The organism is Halomicrobium urmianum (assembly GCF_020217425.1).
GTDB classification, from domain to species: domain Archaea; phylum Halobacteriota; class Halobacteria; order Halobacteriales; family Haloarculaceae; genus Halomicrobium; species Halomicrobium urmianum.
Genome location: NZ_CP084090.1, coordinates 457,013 through 474,728 on the forward strand (window position 1 = coordinate 457,013; position 17,716 = coordinate 474,728).

Sequence of the window (17,716 nt, forward strand, 5' to 3'; positions counted from 1 at the left end):
AGCAGATCGCGCATCAGACGATCACCCCGACGATGACCGCCGTGAGGATCAGGTTGGCGAAGGCCAGCACGAGCAGGCCCTTCCACCCGATCGTGATCAGTTGGTCGATCCGGACGCGGGGCACCGCGGAGCGGGCCCACTGCGTGAACATGAACACGCCCCAGATCTTGATCAGGAACCACACGATCCCGGGCAGGACGGGACCGGCGGGGCCGCCCAGGAAGATAGTCGCCACGATGGCGCCGCCCAGGAAGATGTGGACGAACTCGCCGAGGTAGATCAGCACGAAGTACACCGACGAGTACTCGGTCTGGTACCCGGCGACGATCTCCGTCGGCGCCTCCGGGATGTCGAAGGGGTTGCGGCCCACTTCGGCGAGATTCGCGATCATGAACAGGACGAACGCGAAGGGGTTCACGAAGGCGTACCACGCGGGGATGTCGATCCCGGCGATCGAGACCAGCGTCTCCGCCTGGGCCGCGACGATCCCGCTCATCTGGAGCGTGCCCGCGAACAGCACCACGGACACGCCCGTCAGGATCAGCGGGATCTCGTAGGCGAGGTTCTGCGCGACCGCGCGCAGGCCGCCGAGGAACGAGTACTTGTTGTTCGAGGCGTAGCCGGCCATCACCAGCCCGAGCGAGGCGATCGAGGCCACCGCGAACACGTACGCGAGGCCGGCCTCGGGATCGGCGAGGTGGATGCCGCTGCCCATGGGGATGACGGCGAAGCCAAGCAGCGCCGAGGACGCGATGACGAGCGGCGCGAGGTCCCAGGCGGGGCGGTCGACGCCGTCCGGCACGATCAGCTCCTTCGATATCAGTCGGACGGCGTCGGCCACGATGATCAGCAGGCCGGCGGGACCGTGCCGGTTGACGGCGATGCGGTCGGTGAACGCGGCGGTGATCTTCCGCTTGGCCCACGGGCCCGCAAGCGCCGCGTTCAGCAGCATGATCGTGCCGATGATGGTCGCACCGACGATGCTCAGCACGGCGAGGACGCCCGGGTTCGAGGGGTCCAGGCCGAGCAGGTCCGCCAGCGTCTCGGGGAGCGGCGCCGCCTGCATCAGCGATCCACCTCCCCGAGCACGATGTCGAGGCTACCGAGCGACGCGACCATGTCGGGCACGTACTCGCCCTCGGACATCACCGGCAGCGTCTGCAGGTTCGAGAAGCAGGGACTGCGGATCTTGAACCGGGCCGGCTTGTCCGTGCCGTCGGCGCGGATGTAGATGCCGAGTTCGCCCTTCGCGCCCTCGACGGCGCGGTACACCTCCGTGTCCGGGTCCGGCCGGAGCGTGCGCGGGACGTTGGCCTGGATGTCGCGCTCCTCTTCGGGCCAGTCCTCGAGCAGGTCGACGCACTGCTCGATGATCTTTGCCGACTCCTCGACCTCGCGCATGCGAACGAGCAGGCGCGAGAAGTTGTCGCAGCCGTCCTCGGTGATGACGTCCCACTCCAGTTCGTCGTAGTAGCCGTAGGGGTCGTCCCGGCGGAGGTCGTAGTCGATCCCCGAGCCGCGAGCGACCGGCCCCGTCGCACCGTAGTTCTTGGCCGCCTCGGGCGGGAGGACGCCGGTGTCGATGGTCCGCATCTGGAGGATCTCGTTGCCCGTGATGAGGTCGTGGTACTCGTTGAGCTTCTCCGGCAGGTCGTCGAGGAAGTCCCGGATCTTCTCGAAGAACTCCTCGCGGGGCTGGGGGACGTCCCAGGCGACCCCGCCCAGCCGGAAGTAGTTGAACATCAGCCGCTGGCCGGTCAGGTCCTCCAGGATCGACTGGACGACCTCGCGGTCGCGGACGCCGTACTGGAAGATGGCGGTGAAGTCGCCGTAGACGTCCAGCGCGAACGTGGACACCGCCAGCATGTGAGCGGCGATCCGGGAGAGCTCGGCGCCCATCGTCCGGATGACCTGGGCGTACTCGGGGACCTCGATGTCCGCGAGGTCCTCGGCCGCCCGCGCGTAGGCCCACTCGTTGAGCAGGCCCGCCGAGATGTAGTCCCAGCGGTCGGGGTAGGGCATGATCTGGTGGCGGTAGGTGCCCTGCTGGCACATCTGCTCCTCGCAGCGGTGGAGGTAGCCGATGTCCGGTTCGACGTCGGCGACCTCCTCGCCGTCCAGCACCGTCTTCAGGTGAAGGACGCCGTGGGTCGCCGGGTGGTGGGGCCCGACGTTGACGAACATCGTGTCCGGATCGTCCGGGTCCCTGTGGTCCTCCTGGATCGGGTTGGCGTGCTCGCGCAGCGGGACGATCTGGGGCTGGTCCTGATCGAAGTCCCGCCGCAGCGGGTGGCCCTGCCAGGTCTCCGGCAGGAGGATCCGCCGGAGGTCCGGGTGGTCCTCGTACTCGACGCCCAGCAGGTCGTAGGCCTCCCGCTCGTGCCAGTCGGCCGTCTCGAAGACCGGTGCCGCGGACTCCGAGACCGGCTCGCCCCTGGTCGTCGGGACGACAACAGACAGTTCCTGGGTCGGATCCTCGAACTTCTTGAGGTGGTAGATCGTCTCGAACCGGTCCTCGTACTCCTGGGCGGTGACGCAGGAGCAGTGGTCGAAGCCGGCCTGCTCCTTCAGCGTCGAGAGGACCGACTGGACGTCGTCCGGCCGGATGACGAAGCCCTCGGCGTTCAGATGCTCCTCCCGGTCGATCACCTTGTCGCCGAGCAGGGCCTCCAGCCGATCGTAGTCCAGCCCGTCCTCGGTGACGCCGACGACGTCACCGGCGGCGTCGGTGCGTTCGAGGCTCATGGCGAATCAGCCCAGTTGTAGCGCATCACGAGGTCGTCTTCGTCGATCTGGTCCGCGAGCTTCTGGACGAGTTCGTCCTGCTCGAGGTCGCCGAACTGCTCCAGCTCGTAGGGCTTGACGGTGACGGGCGCGGACTCGCCGTTGGCGATCCGCTCCTGGAGCTTGGCGACGCCGTAGATGAGCGCCTCGGGGCGGGGCGGGCAGCCGGGGACGTGGATGTCGCAGGGGATGACCTCCTCGGCGCCCTTGACGACGTTGTAGCCCTCCTGGAAGGGACCGCCCGAGACGGTACACGAGCCCATAGAGACGACGAACTTGGGCTCGGGCATCTGGTCGTAGACGCGCTTCATCCGCGGGGCGAACTTGGAGACGATCGTCCCGGGGACGATGATCACGTCCGCCTGCCGCGGCGAGGCCCGGGGCACGCCGGCACCGAAGCGGTCCAGGTCGTGCTTGATCGCGTAGGTGTGCATCATCTCGATGCTGCAGCAGGCGATCCCGAACTGCAGCATGAACATCGACGAGCCCCGGACCCAGTTCATGAACTTGTCGAACTTGGTGAGGATGAACGGCGTCGAGCCGAACGCCTCGCGCAGCTTCGAGTTGAACCGGTTGTCCGCACCGCTGCCCATCCGGGCTTCCTGAGTAGACTGTGCGTCGCCGGGGGTCGATTGGTCACTGCTCATGATTAGTGTTCAGCCTGCCGAGTGGCGCGCGGGCTGCGAATCCACTTGACGGCGCCGTTGCGCCAGGCCCACCCGAGACCGAGAGCGAGCATCCCGAGGAACCCGAGCATGGGATACAGCGCACGCGCGAGACCGACCTGCGCGACGGCGTCTCCGTAGATGACCGTCCACGGGAAGATCAGGACGGTCTCGATGTCGAAGACGAGGAACAGCAGCGCGACCATGTAGTACTGGATGTTGAACTTGATGCGTCGGCTGCTGCCGGTCGGGATCTCGCCGCTCTCGTAGGTGGCGCGTTTCCCTTGTTCAGGCACGGTCGGCCGGAGGAGGTACGATACCGACATCATAGTCACCGGTATCGCGATCCCCACCAGCGCGAGCGCGCCGATTGCGATCCATGAATTAGTCATTCGAGAGTCTCCTATCGTGCGACGATTGCGACCGGTGGCATATAAGGGTTGATTCTTTCGATTCTCGGGGGTTCGTCGGTCGTCGCTCCGATACCATATCTCGGGGCCGCGACCGCAAAAACCCTCGCTCGCACCGGGTCGAACCGGTCCGAAGCCGGCGTCGCTCCGGCGGTCTCAGTCCCAGTACGCCGCTTTGAATCCCGGCGTCCCCAGCTCGTGGAGGTCCCGGGAGGCCTCTCCGACCCCCTCCTGGAGGCCGTCGTGGTACTCGACCAGTCGCTCGCGCAGTTCCGGGTGCTCACGGGAGAGGATCTGGGCCGCGGTCAGCGCGGCGTTGAACGACTTGCCCGCGTCGACCGCCGTGATCGGCGCGCCCTGGGGCATCCCGATCACCGAGTCGACGGACTTCTCCTGGACCGGCACGCCGATGACCGGCAGCGGGTACGCGATGGAGGCGGTCATGTTCGGCAGGTCCGCGCTCTTGCCGCCCGCGCCCGCGACGATCACGTCGAGCCCGCGGTCCGCGGCGGTCTCCGCGTAGGCGTACATGAGCTCGGGCGTCCGGTGTGCCGAGACGACGAACGTCTCGAAGGTGAACCGCGCCTCTGGCGGGTCCTCGTAGTCAGTCTGTTCCGTGAAGCCGAGTTCCTCCGCGAGCGCGGCGTACGCGCCCGGCCGCTTTCCCTTCCCGCCGGCCATCGTCGGGAGGTCCGAGTCCGATCCCATGATGATCCCGACGTCCGGCGTCTCCTCGTCGGGCAGATCCATCTCGGCCTGCTCGCGCAGCTGGTCGATCAGCGACTGCACGGAGTCTGCGGTCATGTTCGGGCGTGCGCGGGGGGCGACTGTAAGTGTGGGCGATACGGAACGGCGGTCAGTTCTGGAACGTCGTCCCGTCCCGCAGCGCGCCGACCGCTTCGACCAGCTCGTCGCGGTCCGCATCGGGCTCCCCGACCAGCGTCACGTGACCCATCTTCCGCAGGCGGTACACCTCGCGCTTGCCGTACCAGTGGAGGTGCGCGCGGTCGGCCTCGAAGATGGCCTGCTCGCCCGACATGGTCGCCTCCTGTCGCTCCGCGACGTCACCGAGCAGGTTCGCCAGCGCCGTGGGTGCGCGCTGCTCGGTCGTCCCGAGCGGGCGTCCCGTCACGGCGCGGGCGTGCTGCTCGAACTGCGAGGTGTGACACCCCTCGATCGTCCAGTGGCCGGAGTTGTGCGGCCGGGGCGCGATCTCGTTGAGGAGGACCTCGTCGCCGTGCTGGAACAGTTCGATCCCGTAGACGCCCCGGCCCTCCACGACGTCGAGTACGTCGAGGGCTACCTCTCGTGCGCGCTCGCGCACGGCCTCGCCTACGCGGGCAGGGGCGACCATCTCCCGGAGGATCTCCTCGCGGTGGATCGTCTCGGTGACGGGGAAGGCGTCCTGTTTGCCGTCCCCGAGACAGCCCATGATGGCGACCTCCCGATCGAAGTCGACCATCTCCTCGACCATCGCGACGCCCTCGGGGTCCTCCGGAGTCGCGCCCTGTGCAGTGTCGACGATCTCCGCGAACGCCTCTGCGACGTCGTCGGGCGACTCGACGGGGACGTTCCCGCGGCCGTCGTAGCCGCCGCGGCGCGCCTTCACCATTGCGGGGTAGCCCAGTTCTTCGCAGGCCCCTCGGAGGTCGGCCTCGCTGTCGACCCGGCGGAACTCGGGGACCGGAACGCCCGCCTCGGCGAGTTCCCGCTTCTGGACGAGCTTGTCCTGGATCAGCCGCAGCGTGTCCGGCTTCGGGTGGACGGGAGTCCCGGTCTCCTCGCTGACCCGCTCCAGGGCGTCCGGGTCGGCGAGTTCGATCTCGAACGTGAGGTAATCGGAGCGCTCGGCGAGGCCGCGGATGGTCGCCTCGTCGTCGAAGTCGCCGGTCAGCGCGTCGCGGGCGACCGGCCCCGCCGGCGGGTCGGGCGTCGGGTCGGTGACGACCACCTCGATGCCGAGCGGCGCGGCCGCCTCGGCGAGCATCCGCCCGAGCTGTCCGCCGCCGACCACGCCCAGCGTCGGTCCCGGTGTGGAGAGCGTCATTACCGGAGCGTTCCCGTCGGCGCGGTTAAACGTTGCTGCACGCGCTCGATCCGCGGCTCCCGCGTCCAAGCGGTCTCACTCGGCGTGCGACTCGTGGACCCAGAAGGTCATCTCGGTGCCGTAGCTGCGCATCTCGTAGCTCTCGCGCTCGTAGTTCTCCGAGAGGACGTCCTCCGGGACGGTGGAGTCAGTCTTGGTGGTGATGATGACGGGCGGCTGGTCGTTGACTGCGCGGACGCTCAGGTTCTTGTCCGAGCGCTCGCACGCCACGTCGGCGTCCGCGGACGCGAAGTACCACGGCAGCGGGAGCGTGTTGAACCAGTTGCTGCACAGCGGCCGGTAGTTCAGATGTGAGGAGTTCCAGTCGGCCGGATTCTTCTCGACCAGCGCCGACCCGTCGTCGTAGCGTTCGTCCGGTTCGCCGTAGTAGAGGAGAACGTCGTTGCCACCGTCCCCGTCGGCGGCGACCTCGCGGATGGTCTGTAGCTCCTCGCGGGGGGTGTCGCCGGGCTGAGCGTACTGGACGAGCGTGTTCGAGTCGGACTGGTCGTTCACGTACACGGCCGGTGCGCCGAAGACGGCGAACTGCGCGAGGAGCACAAGAAGGACGGCCGCTGCGGCACCGACGCCGACGCGGTCGTCGGCCGCCAGCGCCTCGCGCCCCCAGTCGACGACCCGAGCCAGGCCGACGGCGGCGGGGATCGACAGCGGGACCAGCGCGTGGACGACGATCCAGGCGCCGAAGATGTCCGTTCCCAGCGGGTAGCCCAGCACCGAGACGAACCCGCCGTAGGCGGCGAACATGACGAGGTTGCGCGAGCGGGCGCGCCCGTAGCGCTCGTAGATGAACCCGAGGACGGCGAAGACCGACAGCGCGGCCGCGCGCGTGCCCATGACCTCGACGTAGCGGCCGAGGAACTCGGCGTATACCGAGGTCAGAGACTCGTCGTCCCCGGCCTCGTCGGCCTGCGTGATCCAGGTACCGAACTGGTCGACGACCCGGTCGGTCGTCTCGGAGACAAGCGTCGGGAACTGGACCGGATTCGCGACTGCCTCCCAGAAGCCGAGCGTCGTCGCGGGGTCGGCCGGTGGGTACTCCAGCCCGGCGACGCCGGCCCCGCGGGGCGCGTAGAAGAACAGCGAGAGCAAGAGGAACAGCACGCCGGCCACGACGAGGTGGAACGCGTAGTCCACGACGCGGGCGCGGACGGCCACGGGCGCCTGACTGGTCCACTCGCGCGCCGCCGACACCTTGCTCCGGAGCAGGCCGGCGCCGCTGCCGTGCTCCCGCGGGCGATACAGCGCCTGGTCGACGAGCAGCCCGGCGGCGCCGATCCAGGTCGCGACGTAGATGATCGCGTTTTCCTTGGAAGCGAAGCCGGCGGCCATCAGCGCGGCAGCGGCGTAGACGTAGCGGAAGCGGCGCGTGTCGTAGAACCGGACGAACATTCCGAACGCGGCGAACATGAAGGTCGCGACCAGCAGGTCGCTGCGCATGAACCGCGAGTAGTACAGCAGGACGGGGTTCAGCGCGAGGAACAGCGCCATCACGGCCATCTCGATCCGGCGGAGGTGCTCGCGGAAGAGCAGCGCAGTCAGCGGGAGCAGGCCGCCGACGATCGCCACCGGCAGGCGCATCGTGAAGTCGTTTGCCCCCAGGATCGGGAACAGCCAGCGGTTGACGTGCTGGATGAACGGACCGTGGATGATCCGCCGGTAGGCGAACGACCCCGTCTCCTGGTAGTAGACGATCCAGTACCCCACCCGCCCCTCGTCCCAGTGGGCGATCCTGTCGCCCAGCAGGACGAACCGGAGGGCGAGCCCGAAGACCGTGATCGCGACTACGAGCCCCGTCGCGGTGAGGGCGTGCTGTCGCGCCCACGCGCGAGGCTCAGAGCGTATGCGCGGCCGCTCGTGACTGCCGGGCGATGCCATTACCCTCAGTGGGGCGGGCGGGATTTAGAATTCTTGTGGTCGCTCCGATCGCGATCGGAACGGCGGCCGGCCACGCGATCGTGGTATTTGCTGGTCCATGATTACATTCAACATATCTTGGTGGTATTAAATGGCGAGAACCCGCCCCGCGGGGCCTGGGGCGACCGATCGCCGGAGCCGGTGGCCTCCGGAGCGGCGGACAACGGTAGTTCTTTTAGCGCCGGACCCCGCCGGTCGAATATGGTGCAGCTCGGGCTGGTGATCGCCCAGTACGACAAACACGGCGAGGTGATCGACGCGATGGAGCGGTCGGCCAGGGAGGCCGCCGACGAGCGCGGCGCAGAGGTCGCCGCGACCCTGGAGGTGCCGGGGGCGTACGACGCGCCGCTGGCGGCCGACCGGCTGGCCCGCCGCGACGACGTCGACGCCGTGGCCGCGCTGGGCGCCATCGTCAGCGGCGACACCGACCACGATCAGGTGATCGGTGCGGCCGCCGCCCAGGGGCTGACGGACGTCAGCTTAGAGCGGGACACGCCGGTCACGCTGGGCATCGTCGGCCCGGGCATGAGCCAGGCCGAGGCCGAGGCGCGCACCGACAAGGGCGGCGAGGCCGTCAACAGCGCCGTCGACCTCGCCGAGGAACTGCCGTGAACGAACCTGCGGAGGACACGACCATGAACCTGGACTTCTCAGACCGCGTCGGACGAGTGGAACCGAGCGCGACGCTCGCGATCAGCAACACGGCCGCGGAACTCGAGGCCGACGGCGTCGACGTCGTCGACCTGAGCGTCGGCGAACCGGACTTCGACACGCCCCAGAACATCAAGGACGCCGCCGAGGAGGCCCTGGAGGCGGGCCACACCGGCTACACGTCCACGCCGGGCATCCCCGCGCTGCGGGAGGCCATCGCCGAGAAGCTCCACGACGACGGCCTCATCCAGTACGAGGCCGAGAACGTCGTGGTCACGCCCGGCGGCAAACAGGCACTCTACGAGATCATCCACACGCTGATCGACGACGGCGACGAGGTCGCCCTGCTGGACCCGGCGTGGGTCTCCTACGAGGCGATGGTGAAGCTCGCCGGCGGGTCGCTGACCCGCGTCGACACCGCGGCCCACGACCTCCAGCTGGAGCCCGCGCTGGACGACCTCGCCGCGGCCGTCTCCGACGAGACGGAGCTGCTGGTCGTCAACTCGCCGGGCAACCCCCACGGCGCCGTCTACTCCGACGAGGCCCTGGAGGGCGTCCGCGACCTCGCCGTCGAGCACGACGTCACGGTGATCTCCGACGAGATCTACAAGGAGATTACCTACGACGGCGTCGAGGCGACGTCGCTCGGTACGATCGACGGCATGGAGGACCGAACGATCACGGTCAACGGCTTCTCGAAGGCCTACTCCATGACCGGCTGGCGGCTGGGCTACTTCGCCGGCCCCGAGGACCTAGTCTCCGAGTCGGGCAAGATCCACGGCCACTCCGTCTCCTGCGCCGTCAACTTCGTCCAGCACGCCGGCGTCGAGGCCTTGGAGAACACCGACGAAGAAGTCGGGGAGATGGTCGAGGCCTTCGCCGAGCGCCGCGACTTCCTGCTGGACCTCTTCGAGGACCACGGCGTCCACGTCCCGGAGCCCCAGGGCGCGTTCTACATGATGCCCGAGGTCGCCCCGGACGGCGACGACGAGGAGTGGTGCAACGCCGCCATCGAGGATGCCGCCGTCGCCACCGTCCCCGGCAGCGCCTTCGGCACGCCGGGCTACGCGCGCATCTCCTACGCCAACAGCAAGGACCGCCTGGAGGAGGCGGTCGAACGGCTGGCCGACGAGGAGCTCATCTAGACGCGGAATCCGTCTCCGCGATCAGTCGCCGCGCTCGCGCAGCACTTTCTCGATGATCCGGGCCGTCGAGAGGAGCTCGTCCTCGTGCTCCTCCCGCGGCGACGCGGTCCTGACCTCGCAGTCGATGCCGCGGTCGGCCAGCGCCGCCCGGATCCCGTCGGCGTCGTGGTGCTGGTCGTACCCCAGCGCGATCACGTCGGGTTCGATCTCCTCGATGGGGACGAAGATGTCCTCGGGGTGGCCCAGTCTGGCCTCGTCGACGGGGTCTAACGCCGCAATCATCTCCCGGCGCTGCTCGTCCGAGACGATGGGTTTCGGCTTGTGCGTGACGTTCTCGCTCCGGGCGACGATGACGTGGAGGCGCTCGCCCATCGCCGCGGCCTCTCGGAGGTAGTGGAGGTGGCCCGGGTGCAGGATGTCGAAGGTGCCCTGGGCGACGACGCGGTCGGTCACCATTCGTCCTCCCGCAGCTCGCGGTCGATGTCCGTCTGGTCGAAGTCGAAGAAGGCCTCCTCGGGCGGCTCGACGTCGACGACGTCCAGGTCCATCGGCTCGCCCTCGCGGTCGAAGGCCTGCCAGTCGTCCCACCCGTAGGGCGCGCCGACGATGATGTGGACCTTGCCCTTGCCGAACGTGCCCAGGTCCGCGTCGCTGGGCCGCAACACGCCGTTGGGGTGGGAGTGGATCGATCCCGAAGCCCGCAGGTCGTTTGGCACCATGCTGGTCTTCACCGTCGCGCTCACGGGATTGGACTCCGTGCCCGGGATCACCAGCACGTCCGTCAGGACCGTGCCGTCCTCGTCGAGCCCGAGCTTCCGGGCGTCCTCGCCCCGGAGCAGCCCCATGTACTCGTCGGGGTGGGCCTCCTTCGACGCCTCGAGGGCGAACTCGAGGGCCGACTCGGCGATGCCGAGGATCCCACCCGAGCGAAACAGCCGCATGTCCGATTCTGGGGGAGCCCGCTTTCTAAGGTTTCCGACTGCCGGAAGAGCGGGGAAGTGAGCATCCGCTGACTCGATAGGCGGGGCGTTCTCGTCCTCCGTGCGCGATCTCGATACCGTCGGAAGCGCGCCCTCCGAAACCGAGACCGAAGCTTAAAAACGCGGGTGCGCCCAAGAGATGGAAAATGTCTCCGCCTGCAGGCACCGGGGACGGTGCCAACGTTCCCAGCGAGGGAACTGTCGTTTACGAACTCGCCGACGGCTGTACCCTCGACGACGTCGAGGAGGGCGAGCTGTACGTCGGAACGGTCAACGGCGTCGTCGAGTACGGCGTCTTCGTCGACCTCTCCGACGAACTGTCCGGCCTCGTCCACGCCTCGAACCTCGAGGGCGACTACGACGTCGGCGACGAGGTCGTCGTCGAGCTCGCCGAGGTGCGCGAGAACGGCGACGTCAGCTTCAACGAGGTACCGGTCGACGACTACGAGCGCCGTCAGGTCGGCCGCGGCGACCGCGTCAGCGTCGCGGAGCTCGACGACGCGACCGGCGACACCGTCGTGCTCGCCGGCGAAGTCCTCCAGATCAACCAGACCGGCGGTCCGACCGTCTTCCAGCTCCGTGACGACACCGGCGTCGCGCCGTGTGCCGCCTTCGAAGAGGCCGGCGTCCGCGCTCACCCGGAGGTCGAACTGGGCGATATCGTCCAGGTGACCGGCCGCGTCGAGACTCGCGACGGCAGCGTGCAGGTCGAGGTCGACGAGCTACAGGTGCTCGGCGGCGACGAGGCCGTCGAGGTCCGCGTCGCGATCGACGAGGCCCTGGACGAACTCGCCGAGCCCGCCGACGTCGAGCCGCTCGTCGAGTGGCCCGCCTTCGAGAAGCTGTGGGACGACCTCCGCGACGTCGCCCGGCGTCTGCGCCGGACGGTCCTGGAGGGCCGACCGATCCGGATGCGTCACCACGCCGACGGCGACGGCCTCTGCGCCAGCGTCCCGCTGCACGTCGCGCTGGAGCGGTTCGTCGAGTCGCACTACGAGGACGACGACGCCGCCCGGCACATGCTCAAGCGCCTCCCCAGCAAGGCGCCGTTCTACGAGATGGAGGACGTCACCCGGGACCTCAACTTCGCGCTGGAGAACCGCGAGCGCCACGGCCAGAAGCTCCCCCTACTGCTCATGCTGGACAACGGCTCTACCGAGGAGGACACCCCAGCCTACCGGAACCTGCGGCACTACGACATCCCCGTGATCGTCGTCGACCACCACCACCCCGACCCCGAGGCCGTCGAGCCGCTGATCGACGCCCACGTCAACCCCTACCTCCACGACGAGGACTACCGCATCACGACGGGGATGATGTGCGTCGAACTCGCCCGGATGATCGACCCGTCGCTGACCGACGAGCTCCGCCACGTACCCGCCGTCGCGGGCGTCTCGGACCGCTCCGAGGGCGAGGCGATGGACGACTACGTCGAGCTCGCCCGCGAGGAGGGCTACGACGAGGACGACCTCCGGGACGTGGGCGAAGCGCTGGACTACGCTACCTTCTGGCTAAAGTACGACGACGGCCGCGAGCTCATCGACGACGTGCTCAACGTCGACTGCGACGACCGGCAGCGCCACGAGGAGGTCGTCGACTTCCTCGCCAGCAAGGCCGAGCGCGACGTCGAGGAGCAACTCGACGCCGCGATGAGCCACGTCGAACACGAGGAACTGGACAACGGCGCCCACCTCTACCACATCGACGTCGAGAACCACGCCCATCGGTTCACCTACCCCGCGCCCGGCAAGACGACGGGCAAGATCCACGACCGCAAGGTCGAGGAGACGGGCGACCCCGTGATCACCATCGGCTACGGGCCGGACTTCGCCGTGCTCCGCTCCGACGGCGTCCGGCTGGACATCCCCGAGTACGTCGCCGAGCTCACCGACGAGCTCGACGGGGGCGGCGTCTCCGGCGGCGGCCACCTCGTCGTCGGCTCCATCAAGTTCGTCAAGGGCCAACGCCGTCGCGTCATCGACGCGCTGGTCGACAAGATGGCTGACGCCGAGATCGACGAGGACCTACAGAGCGCGGGCGTCCTCGGCGACTGACGCGGATCCCGGATCGATTCAGGGACCCACACCGACGGGCTCCTCGCCGACGAACTCCACTCTCCAGACCACGAGTCCCGCCAGCGCCAGCAGTCCGCCCAGCGCTGCGAGCACGCCGACCGGGAGCCCCGTCGATCCGCCGCGCCAGTCGGCGTCGAAGACGCCGCCGTAGTAGCCCGCGACCCGCTCGCCCGAGAGGACCAGCACTACCTCGCGGTTCGAGGTGGCGGCCGCCTCGTTCCAGTTGAGGCTCCCGAGGACGACGTGGCGGTCGTCGACGACGGCTCCCTTGGCGTGAATCTTCTCGAAGCGATCCCCGGGCTCGGCCAACCGGACCGACAGCGGCGCGTCCCGGCGGTCGGCCCACTCGCGGAGGCGCTCGGCCGTCTGCCTGTTCTCCTCGCGGGCGTACCAGGCGCCGGAGAGGAGGACGCAGACCTCGACGTCGCGCGCGGCCGCGCGCCGCAGCGTGCGCACGAGCGGCGCGTCCCACCCGCCCAGCGTCACCTGAATCACGTCGATCGACTCGTCGGCCCCGTCGAGCCGCTCGATCAGCCGGGGCTGGGCGTTGTCCAGCGCGACCAGGAGCGTCGTCCGGTCGACCGGCACCCGCTCGGGGTCGACGCGCGACGGGTAGTCCCCGAACGCCGGTTCGCCGCGCTCGAAGCTCCGGCCGCGGCGGAAGGACTCCCAGGGCCGGGCGTCGCGCCAGCCCGCGTCCGCCCGGAACGTCTCGGCGAGCCCCTCGACGATCTGCTCCTGCTCCGTCACCGCGCCCCAGCCGCGGCTGCTGTTGCCGCCCGTTCCGGCGGGCTTCCAGTTCTCCGTGAGCACGACCGCGCGGTCGTCGACGACGGCGTACTTCGCGTGGTGGTAGTCGTAGCGGGCGCCCGCGCCGCCGACGGCCTGGACCTCGACGCCCGCCTCGGCCAGTCGGTCCAGCGCGTCCGCCTCGCGTGCAGTCCGGCCGCCGACGGGCTCTCCCTCGACGAGCACGCGGACCGTCGCGCCACGCTCGCGGGCCCGGACGAGCGCGTCGACGACTCGTGCGGAGGTGAGCGTGTACCCGGCCAGGAGGAGCCTGTCGTCCGCGCCGGCGAGGACGTCGAGCGGGACGCCCGATGCGTCGGGCAGCACGAAGGCGCGGACCTCGCCGTTCCGGGCGCTGACGGGCTCGCGGTCGGTCGCGCCCAGCGGCCGCCACGTCGTCGCCGTCCCGTTCCAGCGGACGACGCTCCCCTCCGTCGTCTCGCGGTAGACGGCGGCGTCGACGAGCGAGCCGTTCCGGACGACTTCGAGCCGTCCGCCGTCGTTGGCCAGCGAGAGCGCGTCGACGCCGACGACGGGGCGGTCCGTCAGGTTCCGCGCGACGGCGGGCTCGGCGCTGACGGCGATCCGCCTCCGATCGATCGCCGCACCGGTCGCGGTCCCCAGCGACGCGGATCGGTGGCCGTCGGAGAGGTCGTAGCGCGAGAGGTTCGCGCCCGGCGGGACCGAGAGCACGGCGAACTCGCCGGCGTCGCCGCTCCGGACCGGGTCAGGGTAGGCGGCGACGACGTGGGGGTGCTGGTCTGCTGCAACTGTCTCGTTCGGGGTCGCCGCGCCGTCGGTCGCTCCGGCGGGCGCGGCGGACGGTTCGGCGGCGACGGACGTCGGGGCCGCGAGCGCAGGCGCGACAGCGGCGCTCGCGAGCGCTGCGACGAGCAGTGCGACGGTGGTGCGACCGGCCATCGGGGACGGGTGGCCGGCTCACCCTACAAGAAGGTGTGGAGAGACGGCGGAGCGCGCGTGGTACGAACGGCTGTCGTTCAGTCCCGCACGACGCCCGACTGCGGGCGGTCGACCGGCGCAGCGACAGGAGTCCGTATCAGACGCTGGCTGCTTTCTCGGCCTCGGCCTGGACGAGGTACGCGCGGTCGTCGGCGTAGTCGCTGGCGACGTCGAGCGCGCGCTCGGTGCCGATCTGGCGCAGCGCCCACGCGGCGGAGGCGCGCACGGCGTCGCTCTCGTCGTCCTCGAGGACGTCAGCCAGCGGCTCGATGGCGCGGGTGTCGCCCAGCAGCCCGAGCGTCCGGGCGGCCATCGACCGGACCTCGTGGTCCTCGGCGACCAGTCGCTGGGCGACGGGCTGGACCGACTCCTCGCTGCCCAGCTCGCCGAGCGCGCGCAGGGTCACCTTCTGGAGGGCCGGGTCGCCGTCGCCCTCGATGAACTCGTGGAGCGTGTCGGCGGCGCGGTCGTCGCCCATCTTGCCCAGGATCCGGATCGGCGCCTTGTCGCGCTTCTGGGCGCGCTGGTGGATCTCGTCGAAGGCCGCCTGGGCGTCCTTGCCCATGTGGACGAGTTCGTCGTAGACGTACTCCTCGAAGAAGTCGGAGTCGCCCAGCTTCTCCAGCGCGTAGAGCATCGGCTCGACCTCGCCTTCGCGGCCGTAGCGCTTGAGCGCGCTCCACTCCGGCGGGAAGTCCTTCAGGCTCTCGCTCTCGAGGACGTCGTAGAACCCCTCGGCCTGGAGCTGCTCCTGGACGGTCAGGTCCTCCCAGGTCTCCGCCGCGTCGAGGTCGTCGGTCAGCGCCTCGGAGATTTCGAGGAGCCCGGCGATGGTATCGGCGTCCTCGTCGGGGTCGAGATCGGTCGAGGCGACGACGGACTCGACCTGCTCGACGGCCGACGCGGCCTCCGCGGGCGAGCTTCCGGCGTCGGTGCCGAACGAGACGTACTCGTCGGCTTCGTCGAGGAAGGCGTCGACCGCGGCGACGGCCTCGTCGGCGCCGGTCTCGGTCCACTCGGCCTCGGTGAGCGTCCCGCGGGCGTCCGCGAGGACGTCGGTCACGTCCTCCGCGTAGGGGCCGCGTTGCTCCTCGAGGTCGTCGCGGAGGTCGGAGATGCGTGACTCCAGCTCCTCGCGCGGGTCCTCGACGTCCTCTTCGTCCTCGTCCGGTTCGGGCAGTTCGGCGACGTCCAGTTCCTCCTCGACGTCGTCGAGTTCCGCCTCGACGGCGTCCAGATCGGCCTCCGTCTCCGCGGCCTCGAGCTCCTCGGCCGCCTCGTCCAGGCGGTCGTTCAGCGCCTCGGCCTCGGACACGACGGGCTCGGCCGCCGGCTCCTCGTCAGCGTCGTCCCCGTTGCTCATGCCCGAACCTGGGCCCGTCCGGGCCATAGTCGTTTCCATCCTGGCTCGGACGGTCGCCGAGGGGCGCGGCCCCCACGCCTCACTCCGACGGCGACTCGCGTCCCACGACGCCGCCGTCGGCCGTCCCCACGTTGGTGAACTCGAAGCGCGCGCCGCCGGCCTCGCTCTCCGTGACGGAGACGTCCCAGCCGTGGGCGTCGGCGATGCTACGGACGATGTTCAGGCCGAATCCGGTCCCCTCGTCGCTCGTCGAGAACCCCGCCTCGAACACCGACTCACGGTCGCTCTCGGGAATGCCCGAGCCGTCGTCGGCGACGTAGAAGCCGCCGTCCGTGGCGCCCACCGTCACGGTGACGCCCTCGTCGCCGTGTTCGGAGTCGCCTCCCCGGGGAGCTTGCGAGCCGGGGTTCGTGGAACCGTGTTCCACGGCGCCCTCCCGAGCCTGCGAGTCAGGGTTCGTCGAGCCGTGCTCGACGGCGTCCTCGCGAGACGAAGTCGAGCGAGGGCTCGTGGAACTGTGTTCCACGGCGTTCCGGTAGAGGTTCTCGAACAGCTCGCGGATGCGGCTCTCGTCGCCGGGGACCGCCCCCAGCGGTGCCTCGACGTCGAGCGTCGCCGGCCCCGTCCGGGTGGTCCGCCAGGCCTCCGCCGCCACCGCTTCGAGGTCGACGCTGGCGAACTCGCTGACGACCGTTCCGGTCCGGGCCAGCGTCAGGACCTGGTCGACGAGCTCGTCCATCCTTGCGAGCGCGTCGGACGCCCGCCGGAGGTGGTCGCTGTCGCGCTCCTCCCGCTCCAGCGTCAGCGATCCCTGGGCGACGTTCAGCGGGTTCCGGAGGTCGTGGCTGACCACGCTCGCGAACTCCTCGAGGTGCCGGTTCTGGTTCTCGAGCTCCCGCTCGCGCTGCCGGAGTTGCTCGCGGGCCTCCAGCGAGGAGACGGCGTGGCCGATCGTCTCGCCGAGTTCCGCGAGCACAGTCCGCTCGGGTTCGTCGAACACGAACGGGCGGTCGGCGTACAGGCTCAGGATGCCGACGACGGCGTCGTCGTCGACGATCGGGACGACGGCGATAGAGGCGACGTCGTACGTCTCGATCAGGTCCTGCCAGGGCTCCATCGACGGGTCAGCCGCGACGTCCTGAGAGCACTGGATCTCGCCCGTTCGAACGGCTCTCCCGCCGAGGCCCCGTCCGAGCGGATCGTCCTCGTCGACCGTCACGACGACCGACTCGTAGTACTCGTCGTCCAGACCGGACCACGCGTCGGGCCGCACGGCCTCTGCACCGCGTTCGTACCGACCGATCCACGCCGACTCGTAGGTGCTCGATTCCTGTAGGCGCTCGCACACCCGCCGCTCGAGTTCGCTCCGGTCGTCGGCGTCGACGATGTCCTGGGTCACGATCCGGAGCGTGTCGTTGACGTGGCGCAGCTGGTCGGCGCGCAGCTGCTGTCGGCGCCGCCGGGCGTCGTAGACGCCGACGAGGTAGCCGACGAGCGACCCGAACGTCGCGGCGTTCAGCAGCGTCAGCACCGGGTCCGGCGGGAGGGCGTCAGTGGTCAGAGCGTGAGCGAACAGCCACCCCGCCGCGGTCAGGAGCGCCAGCACGCCGACGCCGACCCAGGCGAGCACCCGCTCGACGAACTGATCGGGGACGAGGCGGCCGCGCGCCATCCCCGCGCCGGCGAGCACCATGACCGCAGACAGCACCAGCGGCAGGGCCCCGTCCACGACCGCCAGGGCGGGGTCGTCGCGTAGCAGCTCGGCTGTACGCGCGTGAAAGACGGAGAGCGCGAGGCCGAGCGCCGCGATGACAGTCCCTCCCGCCCGGGATGAGAGATTCAGCACGTCCGTGAACGTAGCGGCTGGGCGGAC

At 69.6% G+C, this 17,716-nt stretch carries 15 protein-coding genes; 3 read left to right on the forward strand and 12 right to left on the reverse strand.

Annotated features, from left to right (window positions below):
* Positions 1–13: 13 nt before the first annotated feature.
* From LCY71_RS02215 to LCY71_RS02245, 7 genes are all read right to left on the reverse strand, one after another.
* The gene (locus tag LCY71_RS02215; protein WP_225334733.1) at positions 14–1,066 is read right to left on the reverse strand and encodes a complex I subunit 1/NuoH family protein; all 1,053 of its coding nucleotides are present in this window, start codon (positions 1,064–1,066) and stop codon (positions 14–16) included.
* A complete protein-coding gene (locus LCY71_RS02220; RefSeq protein WP_225334734.1) occupies positions 1,066–2,745 on the reverse strand; it encodes an NADH-quinone oxidoreductase subunit D in 1,680 nt (559 codons plus the stop codon). The genes LCY71_RS02215 and LCY71_RS02220 overlap by 1 nt, the downstream gene beginning before the upstream one ends.
* Positions 2,742–3,431, reverse strand: a complete 690-nt coding sequence (locus tag LCY71_RS02225; protein ID WP_225334735.1) for an NADH-quinone oxidoreductase subunit B — start codon at positions 3,429–3,431, stop codon at positions 2,742–2,744. The genes LCY71_RS02220 and LCY71_RS02225 overlap by 4 nt, the downstream gene beginning before the upstream one ends.
* A gap of 2 nt (positions 3,432–3,433) precedes the next feature.
* Entirely contained in the window at positions 3,434–3,841 is a 408-nt protein-coding gene (locus LCY71_RS02230; RefSeq protein ID WP_225334736.1) for an NADH-quinone oxidoreductase subunit A, read from the reverse strand.
* Between the two features lie 174 nt (positions 3,842–4,015).
* Entirely contained in the window at positions 4,016–4,663 is a 648-nt protein-coding gene (gene purE, locus LCY71_RS02235) for a 5-(carboxyamino)imidazole ribonucleotide mutase (RefSeq protein ID WP_225334737.1), read from the reverse strand.
* 52 nt (positions 4,664–4,715) lie between these two features.
* Entirely contained in the window at positions 4,716–5,906 is a 1,191-nt protein-coding gene (locus tag LCY71_RS02240; RefSeq protein ID WP_225334738.1) for a 5-(carboxyamino)imidazole ribonucleotide synthase, read from the reverse strand.
* A 75-nt stretch (positions 5,907–5,981) separates the two neighbouring features.
* Positions 5,982–7,841 (reverse strand): flippase activity-associated protein Agl23, encoded by a 1,860-nt coding sequence (locus LCY71_RS02245; RefSeq protein WP_225334739.1) that lies wholly within the window; start codon positions 7,839–7,841, stop codon positions 5,982–5,984.
* Positions 7,842–8,081: 240 nt separating this feature from the next.
* Here LCY71_RS02245 and ribH point away from each other — a divergent pair, with 240 nt between their 5' ends.
* Both ribH and LCY71_RS02255 read left to right on the forward strand, forming a co-directional pair.
* Positions 8,082–8,492: a 6,7-dimethyl-8-ribityllumazine synthase gene (gene ribH / locus LCY71_RS02250; protein ID WP_225334740.1), complete on the forward strand. Its 411-nt coding sequence runs from the start codon at positions 8,082–8,084 to the stop codon at positions 8,490–8,492.
* Positions 8,493–8,515: 23 nt separating this feature from the next.
* Positions 8,516–9,676, forward strand: a complete 1,161-nt coding sequence (locus LCY71_RS02255; protein ID WP_225335869.1) for a pyridoxal phosphate-dependent aminotransferase — start codon at positions 8,516–8,518, stop codon at positions 9,674–9,676.
* Positions 9,677–9,697: 21 nt separating this feature from the next.
* Here the strand turns inward: LCY71_RS02255 and LCY71_RS02260 are convergent, their stop codons facing one another.
* Together LCY71_RS02260 and LCY71_RS02265 are read right to left on the reverse strand one after the other, a co-directional pair.
* Positions 9,698–10,132 carry an FAD synthase family protein gene (locus tag LCY71_RS02260; protein WP_225334741.1) on the reverse strand — a complete coding sequence of 145 codons (435 nt, stop codon included), beginning with the start codon at positions 10,130–10,132 and terminating at the stop codon, positions 9,698–9,700.
* Complete coding sequence (locus tag LCY71_RS02265; protein ID WP_225334742.1) at positions 10,126–10,617, reverse strand: JAB/MPN domain protein-containing protein; 492 nt, start codon at positions 10,615–10,617, stop codon at positions 10,126–10,128. Before LCY71_RS02265 ends, LCY71_RS02260 begins: the two co-directional genes overlap by 7 nt.
* A 185-nt stretch (positions 10,618–10,802) precedes the next feature.
* Between LCY71_RS02265 and han the strand changes: the two genes are divergently transcribed.
* On the forward strand, positions 10,803–12,710 hold the full coding sequence (han, locus tag LCY71_RS02270; protein ID WP_225334743.1) for a Hef-associated nuclease: 1,908 nt from the start codon (positions 10,803–10,805) through the stop codon (positions 12,708–12,710).
* 18 nt (positions 12,711–12,728) lie between these two features.
* On the opposite strand, the gene LCY71_RS02275 is transcribed toward han, so the two are convergent.
* From LCY71_RS02275 to LCY71_RS02285, 3 genes are all read right to left on the reverse strand, one after another.
* A complete protein-coding gene (locus LCY71_RS02275) occupies positions 12,729–14,441 on the reverse strand; it encodes a phospholipase D-like domain-containing protein (protein WP_225334744.1) in 1,713 nt (570 codons plus the stop codon).
* A 136-nt stretch (positions 14,442–14,577) separates the two neighbouring features.
* Positions 14,578–15,843 (reverse strand): HEAT repeat domain-containing protein, encoded by a 1,266-nt coding sequence (locus tag LCY71_RS02280; RefSeq protein ID WP_225334745.1) that lies wholly within the window; start codon positions 15,841–15,843, stop codon positions 14,578–14,580.
* Positions 15,844–15,922: 79 nt separating this feature from the next.
* Entirely contained in the window at positions 15,923–17,689 is a 1,767-nt protein-coding gene (locus LCY71_RS02285; protein WP_225334746.1) for a sensor histidine kinase, read from the reverse strand.
* Positions 17,690–17,716 lie beyond the last annotated feature (27 nt).

Coding starts and splice junctions, on each gene's coding strand:
- LCY71_RS02215 (WP_225334733.1), bottom strand. CDS start 1,066: ATGCAGGCGGCGCCGCTCCCCGAGACGCTGGCGGACCTGCTCGGCCTG.
- LCY71_RS02220 (WP_225334734.1), bottom strand. CDS start 2,745: ATGAGCCTCGAACGCACCGACGCCGCCGGTGACGTCGTCGGCGTCACC.
- LCY71_RS02225 (WP_225334735.1), bottom strand. CDS start 3,431: ATGAGCAGTGACCAATCGACCCCCGGCGACGCACAGTCTACTCAGGAA.
- LCY71_RS02230 (WP_225334736.1), bottom strand. CDS start 3,841: ATGACTAATTCATGGATCGCAATCGGCGCGCTCGCGCTGGTGGGGATC.
- purE (WP_225334737.1), bottom strand. CDS start 4,663: ATGACCGCAGACTCCGTGCAGTCGCTGATCGACCAGCTGCGCGAGCAG.
- LCY71_RS02240 (WP_225334738.1), bottom strand. CDS start 5,906: ATGACGCTCTCCACACCGGGACCGACGCTGGGCGTGGTCGGCGGCGGA.
- LCY71_RS02245 (WP_225334739.1), bottom strand. CDS start 7,841: ATGGCATCGCCCGGCAGTCACGAGCGGCCGCGCATACGCTCTGAGCCT.
- ribH (WP_225334740.1), top strand. CDS start 8,082: ATGGTGCAGCTCGGGCTGGTGATCGCCCAGTACGACAAACACGGCGAG.
- LCY71_RS02255 (WP_225335869.1), top strand. CDS start 8,516: ATGAACCTGGACTTCTCAGACCGCGTCGGACGAGTGGAACCGAGCGCG.
- LCY71_RS02260 (WP_225334741.1), bottom strand. CDS start 10,132: ATGGTGACCGACCGCGTCGTCGCCCAGGGCACCTTCGACATCCTGCAC.
- LCY71_RS02265 (WP_225334742.1), bottom strand. CDS start 10,617: ATGCGGCTGTTTCGCTCGGGTGGGATCCTCGGCATCGCCGAGTCGGCC.
- han (WP_225334743.1), top strand. CDS start 10,803: ATGTCTCCGCCTGCAGGCACCGGGGACGGTGCCAACGTTCCCAGCGAG.
- LCY71_RS02275 (WP_225334744.1), bottom strand. CDS start 14,441: ATGGCCGGTCGCACCACCGTCGCACTGCTCGTCGCAGCGCTCGCGAGC.
- LCY71_RS02280 (WP_225334745.1), bottom strand. CDS start 15,843: ATGAGCAACGGGGACGACGCTGACGAGGAGCCGGCGGCCGAGCCCGTC.